The 12,721-nt window shown below is 34.7% G+C and carries 6 protein-coding genes; 2 read left to right on the top strand and 4 right to left on the bottom strand.

The features are described from left to right. Positions 1 to 154 precede the first annotated feature (154 nt). A complete protein-coding gene (locus FDY99_RS03515; protein WP_139419208.1) occupies positions 155 to 1,384 on the bottom strand; it encodes an aminotransferase class I/II-fold pyridoxal phosphate-dependent enzyme in 1,230 nt (409 codons plus the stop codon). A gap of 145 nt (positions 1,385 to 1,529) precedes the next feature. On the opposite strand from FDY99_RS03515, the gene FDY99_RS03510 reads away from it, so the two are divergent. Continuing rightward, positions 1,530 to 1,988 carry an Lrp/AsnC family transcriptional regulator gene (locus FDY99_RS03510; RefSeq protein WP_074231604.1) on the top strand — a complete coding sequence of 153 codons (459 nt, stop codon included), beginning with the start codon at positions 1,530 to 1,532 and terminating at the stop codon, positions 1,986 to 1,988. 155 nt (positions 1,989 to 2,143) lie between these two features. On the opposite strand, the gene FDY99_RS03505 is transcribed toward FDY99_RS03510, so the two are convergent. The 3 genes from FDY99_RS03505 to FDY99_RS03495 all read right to left on the bottom strand — a co-directional run bounded on the left by FDY99_RS03505 (position 2,144) and on the right by FDY99_RS03495 (position 7,555). Further along, on the bottom strand, positions 2,144 to 3,175 hold the full coding sequence (locus FDY99_RS03505; protein ID WP_139419206.1) for a bestrophin family protein: 1,032 nt from the start codon (positions 3,173 to 3,175) through the stop codon (positions 2,144 to 2,146). Positions 3,176 to 3,270: 95 nt separating this feature from the next. After that, complete coding sequence (locus FDY99_RS03500) at positions 3,271 to 5,343, bottom strand: alpha-ketoacid dehydrogenase subunit alpha/beta (RefSeq protein WP_139419204.1); 2,073 nt, start codon at positions 5,341 to 5,343, stop codon at positions 3,271 to 3,273. A gap of 76 nt (positions 5,344 to 5,419) precedes the next feature. Next, positions 5,420 to 7,555 (bottom strand): S8 family peptidase, encoded by a 2,136-nt coding sequence (locus FDY99_RS03495; protein ID WP_139419202.1) that lies wholly within the window; start codon positions 7,553 to 7,555, stop codon positions 5,420 to 5,422. 240 nt (positions 7,556 to 7,795) lie between these two features. Here FDY99_RS03495 and dnaE point away from each other — a divergent pair, with 240 nt between their 5' ends. Beyond that, a complete protein-coding gene (dnaE, locus tag FDY99_RS03490; RefSeq protein ID WP_139419200.1) occupies positions 7,796 to 12,463 on the top strand; it encodes a DNA polymerase III subunit alpha in 4,668 nt (1,555 codons plus the stop codon). Positions 12,464 to 12,721 lie beyond the last annotated feature (258 nt).

The following is a 12,721-nucleotide window of genomic DNA, read 5'->3' as shown; positions in this document are numbered from 1 at the left end:
TACGCCGAATCTTTGATTTCTGACGAAGGAAGAATCTCAGCGTATAAAAAGATTCTTCACTTCACTTCGTTACGATCAGAATGACATTAAGAATCCGAAATTTTCAAGAAAAATAATAAAAGCTGTCAAAATTTTGACAGCTTTTATACAATAATTAAAATATGGATGAAGTGATTTCATGGTTTAGAACGCTTGTTTTGAGCATGCATTCTTTCATCTTTTCGTAGGTACGTTCGATATCGTGGTCGAGACCGATTGAGAATCTTATTAATCCGTCAGAAATTCCCATTGCTTCACGTTCCTCTTCAGGAATTTCTGATGAAGTTGAGCTTCCGGAGCATGAGAATAATGTTTTATAAAAGCCTAAACTTACCGCTAAATAACCTAGGTTTTCCTGCTGCATCATTTCCATCAATTCGTTGGCTTTGTCTGTTGTTCCTGCATCTAAAGTCAGTAATCCGCCAAATCCGTATTCTTCATGCATCATGCTTTTCATTAATTCATGATTTTTATGAGACTTTAAACCCGGATATGAAACTTTTAAACCATCTTCCTCAAATCTTTCAGCTAAAAATAAAGCGTTGTGACTGTGCTGTTTCATTCTGATATGAAGCGTTCTTAAATTTTTAAGAATACTTGCCGAGCGGAAACTGTCCATTGTAGGACCCAAAAGCATACACGCTCCGTTGTTTACATTTTTGGTGTCATTTATGAATTCCTGACTTGCACAATAAACTCCACCCACAGTATCACTGCTTCCGTTGATGAATTTGGTTAAACTGTGAATCACAATATCTGCTCCCAAAAGAGTAGGAGAGATGGTAAGTGGAGAAAAAGTATTGTCTACAATAAGTTTTAGGTTATGTCTTTTGCAGATCTCTGAAAGTTTTCTAAGGTCGGCAACTTCCAAAAGAGGGTTGCTTACACTTTCGCAATATATAATCTTTGTGTTTTCGTTAATAGCATTTTCTATAGATTCAAAATTATTGATATCTACAAATGAAGTTTCGATCTGGAAAGGCGGCAGAAAATTTTTCATAAAAGCATACGTTCCGCCGTAAATTGTTCTGCTTGAAATAATATGGTCACCCGATTTGCAAACCTGCATCAAAACAGAAGTGATCGCACCCATTCCTGAAGCGGTAACATTGGCAGCTTCAGTATTTTCCATTTTTGCTAAAGCCTCAGAAAGGTAAAGGTTCATCGGAGATGAATGTCTTGAATATAGATAACAACCTTCTGCATTACCTTCGAAGGTATCAAACATTGTTTTCGCTGAAAGAAAAGTATACGTTGAGCTGTCAGAAATTGAAGGATTTACGCCTCCGAATTCTCCGAAATACTGAAGGTCCTGTATTTCATTTGCCGCATTGAAATGGTTCATATTTTTTTGTTTTAAAAATGAATATTTCCAATGCATATAACAACTAAAATTTAAATATTTAGAAAATAAAACTATTAAATATTATTTTTGTAGAATTTAAGTTGGTTATATTTGTTTTATTATAAATTTTAGTAAAATATTATCTATGACTTTTGATGAAACCGATAAAAAACTATTGCAATATTTACAGGAAGACTGTAAGCAAACCACCAAAGAACTGTCTTACAAGCTTGGTCTTTCGGTTACTGCGGTCTATGAACGCATCAGAAAGCTCGAAAATTCAGGTGTAATTTCCAAATATGTAGCTTTGGTTGACAAGACAAAAATTGACAGAAAATTTTTGATTTTATGCCATGTGAAATTAACGCAGCACAAAAAAGAATATGTGATGCAGTTTGAAAAAGAAGTAATGAATCTACAGGAAGTCACCGAATGCTTCCATGTAAGTGGCGATTACGATTATATTTTGAAAATCTGCCTGAAAGATATGGATGATTACAGGAACTTTATGGTGACCAAACTCACGACTTTGCAGCATATTGCAAGTACACACAGCTCTTTCACGATCTCTGAAGTGAAAAATACAACCAAAATTATTTTGTAGTATACCATCGAACGTGGTTATTATGTTTTTGGCAGCTTTTTCCGCCTTCCGCTCCCAATCTTTTTTGTTGGTTTCGACAAGCTCAACCAACAAAAAAGGATTTCCGCTCAAGTCGGGCTGTAAAGTGGTTCGTATTTTAGAATTTAGCTTTAAAATTAAACTAAAACTCCGTTTTTAGAAGTGATTGCATCTGGTAAATCTTTGTCACCTCCCATTTGTAAAAGATCAACTTCTATACTTCGGCAAATTGCAAGCATCGGAATGTCAAACATCAATCCTTCGAAAGGATTTTCAGAATAATCACCCACCAATTCCATAATAATATAGATCCAGCCAATCGTAATACAGAAAGGAATAGAAGCCCAAATCCCCCAATCTCCTAGCTTGGCAAATTCGCTCACCAAACCTAAAGGAAGCAGCATAATAAAGATAACGTTAAAAACAAAAGCGGTACTCGCAAACTGCCTTGGTAAAGGGAATTTTTTAATTCTCTCGGCTTGTCCCTGCAAAGTATAAAATTCATTAAGGCAATCTTGTAACTGTATTTGGTTGAATTCTGAAATGGCTTCCATATTTTTCAGCTCATTCACATCTTTCGATTGCTGAGCAATAAGGTAAGTTGCAAAGTTTTTATAATGATTTTGTAGCTCAGCTTCTTCTTCAGATAAATATTTATTGAGGAAAATAGGAGTTCTTCCGTAATCCGGAAAACCTGCCTTTATCAAACGATTTCGTTTGTGATCGATGTTTTTGAAATGCTCTTCCTCTACTTTAATATGCTCCCATTCAGCTGGAACCAAAAGCTGCTCACGAAAAGCATACAGCCATGCAATATGACGGTGAACAATTTTTTTCTTGCGGTCTTCAATATCAAACTTTCCTAAATTTTCATTGTTGGTATCAAAAGCATAAACCATAGTCGCAAACGAACGGCTTGAATTGACAATTCCGCCCCAAATTTTTCTGGCTTCCCACAACCTGTCGTATGCCTGATTATTTTTAAAACCGACCAAAAATGCTTCTGCTGTACCAATCAAAGCGACCGGAACCCAGGGAATAATCATCCAATCCCAATGAAAAACGTGAAAAAGTACTGCAATCAAAGTACACCAAACAGCAATTAAAATTAAGTGGAATCCTGATAAGTTAAGAACCTGCCTGTAATTGACGTATTTTGTAGTGATCATTTAATTGTAAAATTTTTGTATAACCAAGTTAGCAAAAACCGTACAAAAAAACCTCTAAAAATTTTAGAGGTCTTATTATTTATTTTTTGTCTGAATTAATATTTCAGCATTTCATCAATTTTCTTCGTAAGCTTTTCGGCATTTGGAAGCATTTCTTTTTCCAGAATTAAATTGATTGGAACTGCAGGAGTATCAAGCGATCCTATCGTTTCTACAGGCGCATCAAGATATTTGAAGCAGTTTTTAGAAATACGGTGTGCAAAGGCTTCAGCGAAAGAATTATTAAGTTGTTCTTCCGTTAAAACGATACATTTTCCGTGTGCTTTTACTCTTTCAAAAACTAATTCTTCATCCAATGGAATAAGAGTTCTTAAGTCAATTACTTCCACTTTTCCACCGAAGTTCTTTACGGCTTCTTTTGCCCAATAAACTCCCATTCCGTAAGTTATTACCACTACAGTATTTCCCTTTTTAATTTCTTTATCATCTGCTTCAATTACTATTTTTCCTTTTCCAAAAGGTAAAATATAGTCTTCAGCAGGCTCAATCGTTTTAGCATCTTCAGTTCCGGGAACTTTGCTCCAGTATAAACCTTTATGCTCTAACATAACAACAGGATTCGGGTCGTAATAAGCTGCTTTTAATAAACCTTTGAAATCAGCTGCGTTGCTTGGATAAGCGATTTTAATACCCTTAATATTCGCTAAAATACTTTCAACACTTCCACTATGGTAAGGTCCACCACCGCCGTAAGCTCCGATCGGAACACGGATGATATTGCTTATAGGGAATTTACCCTGACTTAAATAACTAGATTTTGAAATTTCCGTGATCAACTGATTGATTCCCGGATAAATATAATCTGCAAACTGTACTTCAACAATCGGTTTCAAACCAACTGCGCTCATTCCGGTTGTAGAGCCAATGATGTAAGCTTCCTGAATTGCTGTATTGAAAACTCTTTTGCTTCCGAATTTCTTCCCTAAAGTTACTGTCTCACGGAAAACTCCACCAATTCTTTCACCAACATCCTGTCCGTACAACAATGCTTCAGGATGTTTCCACATGATTTCTTGAATAGCGTGAATAGCTGCATCTACCATCACGATTTTTTCTCCACCTTCCGGTTCACGAGTTCCTACTTCTTCTGTGATAGGAGTTGGTGCAAAGATATGTTGCATCACTGTTTCAGGCTTCGGGTCTTCAGCTTTTTGAGCTTTTTCGAATGCTTCTTCAGCTTCAAGACGAGCTTTTTTAGTGATTTGTTTTAATAATTCTTCATCAACACCAGATTCCAGCAATTGATTTCTCAGAATTTCTCCCGGATCTTTTGCTCTGTGCTTCGTTAAATCTTCTTCATCTCTATAGAATTCTCTTCTCACTCCGGAAGTATGGTGACCAATTAAAACTGTTTTTGCACAAACAACCAAAGGTTTTCTTTCTGCTCTTACAAAATCGACAGCTTTTTTCATCACTTCGAAGCTTTCAACGAAATTTGTTCCGTCAACACGCATTCTTCCCAAACCTTCAAATCCGGCTACGAAATCATAGGCATCACAAGTTCTTGCTTCTTCTTTGGTAACCGAAATTCCCCATTCATTATCCTGAACCAAGAAAATAATAGGAAGCTGGTGTAAAGCTGCAAATTGCAACGCTTCACTTACTTCACCTTCAGTCACAGAATTGTCTCCAAGACTACAAACAACCACAGGATTGTTTTCAAATTGCTGTAAATTAAAATCCTGAATATATTTTATTCCCTGTGCAACACCCGCAGTCGGAATTGTCTGCATTCCGGTTGCTGAACTTTGGTGAATAATTTTTGGTTTGTCTTCATCTCTGCTAGAAGGGTGAGAATAATAAGATCTCCCCCCAGAAAAAGGATCATCTGCTTTAGCTAATAATTGTAACATTAATTGGTAAGGCTGAAAACCTATTCCCAAAAGAATGCTTTCGTCTCTATAATAAGGAGAAACCCAGTCTTCTTTTTTTAATTGGTAAGCCGTTGCCAACTGAATAGCCTCATGACCTCTTGATGTGCTATGAACATATTTAGTAACATTTCTGTTCTCTTCATAAATATCTGCCATTGCTTTTGCAAGCATCATGTGATTGTACGCTTTAAGCAAAATATCTTTTGAAACTTTCTCGTGAAGTGTATTTTCCATAGGAAGCAAATATACATAAAAAAACAAAACACTAACAAGTGTTAGTGTTTTGCGTAAAATTATATCTGAGTTATAATTATTCTTTGATAACTTTCTTAGAAATAACGTCTTTATCAGTTTTTACTTCAATGATATAGATACCATTGGTGTAAGAAGATAAACTAATTGTTTCTTGAGCGCTATTGATTACTCCATTTTGTAATTTCTTACCAGATAAATCATATACTGTGTAGCTAGATTTTTTAGGTGCTTTTAAGATGTTTACAACATCTTTTGTAAGAGTTGGTGCGATAACAATTCCATTTGTTGGATTTGTAGCATCTTTTGTTCCTAAAACTTCATTGAACCCTGTAACAATTATAGAATAGTTTTGAGGCGTTAATATAGGAGTTGTAGCATTATTTACAAGTGTCCCTTTATTGGTAATTTCTATTTTATAAGTTCTACCAGCCACTGGATTATCTATAACTACTTGCTCTACATTGTCTACTGTATTGTCGCCTTTTGTAGCTGGAGCCATTGGGTTATTCGCATCCAATTTCCAAGGTTGGTATATAGTATTTGTCGTAGTGTCAATGATTCTTAGATCGAGGTCATTTACTAATCTTGAGGATCTATTATTATAAATGTCGCTAATAAATTCATCAGGATAATCAAATTGAGGATCAATCCAAGTTATAGTAACCTTTAAAGGTTCAGAACCAGAAGCTTTTATTGTTTTGGAGTTCATTACTCCGCTAGTAAGCGTTTCATCAGTAAATATGATAGAATTATTTGATTTTCCAACTAGTAATTCAGCTCCTCTCTTTGCATCGATGAAACCCCATCCAAACCATGGATCTGGACCTACGTTTCCAGCTTCCAAAGCAGAATGAATCATTAGGGTTTTAGCGGAAGCAGCATTAAGTTCAATATTATTGAATAATTGTTTATTGATTTGTGTCCAAAGACCAATAATTCCAGTAACTACAGGAGCTGAAAAAGATGTTCCACTTCCGCCTGCATATAGAGTAGCACCATTAGTATCAGTCGATGGATAATATACATTAGTTCCGGTAGTAGATATGTCTGGCTTAATTCCTCCATCATCTCTAGGCCCAGCACTACTATAACTCGACCTAATTACATCGCTAGCCTGAGTATATTTAAAATTATTACTTGTAATAATATCAGTTGCTCCTACTACAATGATATTTTTCGCTAAAGAACCAGGACCAATACAGTCATGACCTAAAGCACAGTTATCGGCAGGTAAGGTTGCATTGGCTGCAAATGTAACATAGTTATTTCCACTTTTGTAATATTTTGGAGCGGTACCAGATGTTGCATTAGGTCCCATACCAAAATAGTTTCCTGCAGATTTAACAATAATGTAAGAAGGATTGTTATAAACTATATTATCATAATTATAATCATTACTCCAATATGTACCATTTAAGTCAAAAATTAGTCCGTTTTGTATATAGCCATCCCAATAATAACCAGTAACAGGGTAAGGCGAAACACTACTATTGGTTTCTCTCCATCCCGCATTAACGCCATAAGAATGATTAGATATTTTAGGTTGTGCAATAAGAATTTTATCAAAAACAGTACTCGGTGCTAAATTGTTAGGAGCTGGTAAAGTAGTTGTGGCAAACCTATAATTATCCATAATAGAATTAATTGCAATTCCCTTTGTATTTCCTACAGATACAGGTGGTGTTCCTGTAGTTAAATTCACACTTCTAGAACCGATAAACCCTGAAACACCTGTTGCATGATCTGAATATGGTTGAGAAGAATCTTCTTTGTTGTTAATTCTTGCTACACCATTTGTTGTATTATTGAAAGCTGCATGTGATGCAGCTGCTCTACCACCGTCAAAAACAGTGTATTTAATACCTTCTCCATTAAAAGTACCTGTTAAACCAGCTATACTCCCACCAGCATTTAAGACATCAGCATTAGAATTTGAAACTTGTCTTGTATCATCAAGTTGGTAAAAATAAGGTTGGTTAAGATAAAAGCCAGCAAGGTTTGCTTTCTCTTTTTCTATTTCTTTTAAAACTTCTGGAGATTTATCAGCTCCATAACGTTTTGCAACATAAGAGTCAAATTTAGCATTGTTCTCTCTATTCTGTCTTTCAAAATCTCTCTTTAGCGCATCGTTACTTTGCGCGCTCATAAGAGAAATTGCCAATGTACTTATTAAAAGTAAATGTTTTTTCATGATAGATTATAAAAAATTATTACACGATTATGAGTGACAAATATATGAATTAATAACTTTCTGTGAGTAAAATTATTAAATTAGTAAAAAAATATTTAGTTCTTTTATTAAAATTGTTGTTTTTGATATACTTCTTATGATGTTAAAAAAGGGAGTTGTTTTTATAAAGTTATCAGAAAAAATTATAAAAATTGAAGTAACTTTACATTCTCTTTTTTTAATAAAAGCTAGAAAAAATACATGTATTTAGTTTTTGACACAGAAACCACAGGTTTACCAAAAAATTTCAATGCTCCACTATCAGATTCAGACAACTGGCCAAGAATGGTGCAGATTGCTTGGCAATTACATGATGATGAGGGTAATTTACTTGAAAATCAAGATTATATAATAAAACCGGAAGGGTATGATATTCCCTTTAATGCTGCTAGAATTCACGGTATTACTACTAAAATTGCCAATGAAGAAGGTCGTGATCTGCAAGAGATTTTAGAAGAGTTTTCTAAAATTTTGGAGCGCGTAAGAGTAGTTTCCGGACATAATGTTGAGTTTGATTACAATATTGTAGGTGCCGAATTTTTCAGAAAAAATATTCAGGATAATCTTCAGGAAAAACCCAAGGCCGATACCATGATTCTGGGGACAAATTATTGTCAGCTAGGTGGTGGAAGAGGTGGAAAGTATAAATCTCCAAAATTGGAAGAGTTATATGAAAAGTTATACGGCCATAAATTTGATGAAGCACACAATGCCGCGGCCGATGTAAATGCTACAGCTCAGGTTTTCTTCGAAATGATGCGTATCGGGATTATTCCTGCTGAGGTTTTGAAAACTTCGGAAGACCAATTGGCTTATTTCAAAACTTTGCATCCAAATCCTATAAAACCTTTTGGAATAATTATCAGAAGGCAGGTTGCGGATTTCAATAATAAGAAAAAGCAGTCTGATGTTGGAAGTATTGATGATATTGATTTAGGAAGATATTTCAACTTCGATAATAAAAGTGTTTTTTCAACATTAACGGCAACTTCAGGGATTAATGATTTAATAAAGAAAGCTTCAGAAGAAAATTTTCCAGCAGTCGGAATGGTCGATTTGGGGAATATGATGGGGGTTTTCAAATTTGTTTCAGCAGTTGAATCTACCAATTCTGACCGTTTAAAAAAACATAAAGAATTTTTAGCAAAAAAACAGGAAGCTGAAGAAAATGGAACGGAATTCAATGAAGAAGAGCCTGTTTCTGAGCCTTTGATTCCTGTTGTAGGTTGTGAATTTTATATTTCAGACCGTTATGAGCAGAAGCAATTTACCAAAGACGATCCCGACAGAAGAACGCAAGTGGTTTTGTTGGCGAAAGATTTTAATGGATATAAAAATTTAGCAAAACTTTCGAGTATTGGTTTTCTTAAAGGATTTTATTTTGGAGTTCCAAGAATTAGCAGAGAATTAATTGCTGAATATAAAGAAGGGCTGATTGCTTTGACTTCGGGAATTCATGGAGATATTCCTGATGCGATCCTAAATACGGGTGAGCAAAAAGGGGAGGAGCTTTTTAAATGGTGGAAAGATACATTTGAAGATGATTTTTATGTTCAGATTCAAAATCATAAACTTCCTGAAGAAGAGCATTTGAATGATGTTTTATTGCATTTTGCTGATAAATATAATGTTAAAATATTAGCCCAGAATCAAACTTATTATACCAATAAAGATGATTCTAATATTCAGGATATTGTAAGCTGCATTAAAGATGGCGAAAAGTTGACAACTCCTGTTGGAAAAGGCTTTGGAAAAAGAAGAGGTTTGGCAACCGGAGAATATTACATTAAAAATTCTCATGAAATAAAAGAAGCTTTTCTCAATTATCCCGATGCATTTGATGCGTATGAAGAATTTACGGCAAAATTCAGTCCTTATACTTTAAAGAGAGATGTACTCTTGCCGAAGTTTGATATTCCTGAGCAATTTATTCATGCAGAAGATGAGATTGATGGGGGGAAACGTGGAGAAATGGCTTATTTGACGCATTTAACTTATGAAGGCGCAAAAAAAAGATATGCTGATACAGGAATTACTCCTGAAATTAAAGAACGTCTTGATTTTGAACTTGAAGTTGTTGCTAATACAGGTTATCCCGGTTACTTTTTGATTGTACAGGATTTTTGTAACGAAGCCAGAAAAATGGGAGTTTGGGTTGGTCCTGGACGTGGTTCTGCAGCAGGTTCTGCGGTTGCTTATTGTACGGGAATTACCAATGTAGATCCAATTAAATATGATTTGCTATTCGAGAGATTTTTGAATCCGGAAAGGATTTCAATGCCCGATATTGATATCGATTTTGATGATGAAGGTCGTGACAAAATCATCAAATGGGTTGTAGAAAAATATGGTAAAAATCAGGTAGCACAGATTATTACTTACTCGGTTTTGGGTGGAAAATCTGCAATTAAAGATGCGGGAAGAGTTTTAGATTTACCGATTCCTGATACTAATAATATTGCAAAATTAATTCCTCCAAGTCCGGGGATGAACATCGCAAAAGCTTTATCGAAATACGATAAATTAAAGCCTGAAGAGCAAATGCTTGTCGATGAGATGAAGTATGTTCTTAATACTCCCGGTGATGCGCGTCATGATGTTTTGTCAAGCGCAAAAAAAATGGAAGGCTGCATCAGAAATACCGGAATTCACGCTTGTGGAGTGATTATTACACCGGAAGATGTGAGTAATCTGGTTCCGGTTACAATTGCTGCGAAAGATGCCGATATTTTGGTTTCTCAGTTTGATAACTCGGTAGCGGAAAGTGCCGGACTTCTGAAGATGGACTTTTTAGGTCTCCGAACTTTGACGATTATTAAAGATGCTTTAAAAATTGTTAAAGCCAGACATGGAGTTTATATTGATCCGGATTTGATTCCTTTGGATGATGCTAAAACCTATCAGTTATTTAAGGAAGGAAGAACGGTTGGGATTTTCCAGTATGAAAGTCCAGGGATGCAAAAATATATGCGTGAGCTGAAACCGACGGTTTTTGCAGATTTAATTGCCATGAATGCTCTTTACAGACCGGGTCCTATTAAATATATTCCGAGTTTTATCAACAGAAAACACGGAATAGAAGAAGTAGTCTATGACTTGGATGAAACTGAAGAATATTTAAAAGAAACCTACGGAATTACTGTTTATCAGGAGCAGGTAATGCTTTTATCTCAAAAATTAGCCAATTTTACAAAAGGTGAAGCCGATACTTTGAGAAAGGCGATGGGTAAAAAGCAGATTGAGGTTCTAAACAAGATGTATCCAAAATTCATTGAAGGAGGAAGAAAAAACAATTTGAATGAAGAAAGATTAGAAAAAATTTGGAATGACTGGAAAGCTTTTGCAGAATATGCTTTCAACAAATCTCACTCTACTTGTTATGCTTTAATTGCTTATCAGACTGCGTATTTGAAAGCGAATTATCCTGCAGAATATATGGCGAGTGTAATGAGTAATAACATTAACAATACCGAATCGATTACCATGTTTATGGAAGATTGTAAAAGTATGGGTGTTGATGTTTTGGGACCTGACGTAAATGAATCACAATATAAATTTTCGGTAAACGAAAAAGGTCAGATTCGTTTTGGTTTGGGTGCGATAAAAGGAATTGGGGAAGGTCCGAGTGAAGGAATTACCAAAGAAAGAGCCAATGGAAGGTTTAAAAATGTTTATGATTTTTTCGAAAGAATTTTACCTTCTCAGATGAATAAAAGGGTAGCGGAAAGTTTGGTTCTTGCAGGAGCTTTTGATGAATTAGGCTCTTTCCATAGAGGTCAGTATTTTGATATTGATATGTCGGGAAAAACTAATTTGGAACGTTTAATAAGATACGGACAAAGTTTTCAGGAAAGTAAAAATGAAATGGAACATTCTCTTTTTGCTGATTTTGCCGATGAAGTTCAGATTGAACAGCCCAAATTAGCACCTTGTCCGGAGTGGCCGAATATGCATAAGTTGAATAAAGAAAAAGAAACAATTGGTTTCTATCTTTCGGCGCATCCGCTGGATGAGTTTAAATTTCAGTATCAGTTTATGCAGGGAAGTCTTTCTAAAAAATCTGTTTTGGAAAAAGAGGAAGAAGCGAAAGTGGTAACTGAAGAAGTTCCAATTCTTGAAAAAGATTCTGTGGATGAGGTTGCAGATTTAATTGAAATTGTGTCTGACGAATTATTAACGGGTGAAGAAGAGATTATAGAAGAAGTGACTAAGAAAGCAGAACCAAAGGGTGTTTTCGGATTTTTAAATCTTGATGAAGTTGATGCTTATAAAGAACAGGCTTTTGCAAATAAACAAGAAGAACTGTTTGAAGAAAAGAAGAAAGACTGGAAAACACTACAGAAAGAAAGAGAAAATGGTGGTGGCGGAAAAGAATATACTGTTGCCGGTTTGATAACAGAATATGTTGTGAAAGATGGCTTTAGAAGCGGTGAAAAAGTGGCTTTTGTAACATTGGAAGATTATTCTGGATCGTATTCTTTCAGGTTAGGAGATCGTGATTATATGAAATTGAAGGAGAAACTCGAAGTGCAACGTTTTGTGATTTTAAAAATAAAATTTGCCCAGGTAAAAGATGGAAGAGTATTCGTTAATGTAAATGAAGTCATCGAGTTGCAGGAAGCTTTTGAAAAATTTGCAAAAAGTATTTCGTTGGTAATGGATGTGATGGACTTCAGGCCGGAAGATCTCAGTTTCTTTAGAAATTTTTTGAATGAAAATCAAGGAAATCAAAAGTTTAAATTTTACATTAAAAATATTGAGGATGATTCTCATATTGAAGTTCAATCGATGAAACATTCGATAAATCTTAATGGAGATTTAATTAAAAATATTCAGCTTCTTAATAAATATGAGTTTTATCTGAACTAATATTTGGCAATAGATATATAAAAAAGTCGCAATCTAAATCAGATTGCGACTTTTTTATATATTATAAGTAATGAAGTTTTTTGAATAATTATTGTTAAATAGATTGATTGTTGTATTGAATTAATAGTCTAATAATTAATTGTTTATAAATAATTTTAATTGTGGAGTGTTGATTGTAATTAAATGTTTGTTTAATAATATTTCATCTATTTCACTACATTGTTAGTATGTTTTTAAAAAATTAACATTTTTTTTGAA

This window comes from Chryseobacterium mulctrae, assembly GCF_006175945.1.
Lineage (GTDB): Bacteria > Bacteroidota > Bacteroidia > Flavobacteriales > Weeksellaceae > Chryseobacterium > Chryseobacterium mulctrae.
Note: the sequence above shows the minus strand (reverse complement) of the source record. Positions and strands in the feature narration are given on the sequence as shown.

Coding starts and splice junctions, on each gene's coding strand:
- FDY99_RS03505 (WP_139419206.1), bottom strand. CDS start 3,175: ATGATCACTACAAAATACGTCAATTACAGGCAGGTTCTTAACTTATCA.
- FDY99_RS03510 (WP_074231604.1), top strand. CDS start 1,530: ATGACTTTTGATGAAACCGATAAAAAACTATTGCAATATTTACAGGAA.
- dnaE (WP_139419200.1), top strand. CDS start 7,796: ATGTATTTAGTTTTTGACACAGAAACCACAGGTTTACCAAAAAATTTC.
- FDY99_RS03500 (WP_139419204.1), bottom strand. CDS start 5,343: ATGGAAAATACACTTCACGAGAAAGTTTCAAAAGATATTTTGCTTAAA.
- FDY99_RS03515 (WP_139419208.1), bottom strand. CDS start 1,384: ATGAACCATTTCAATGCGGCAAATGAAATACAGGACCTTCAGTATTTC.
- FDY99_RS03495 (WP_139419202.1), bottom strand. CDS start 7,555: ATGAAAAAACATTTACTTTTAATAAGTACATTGGCAATTTCTCTTATG.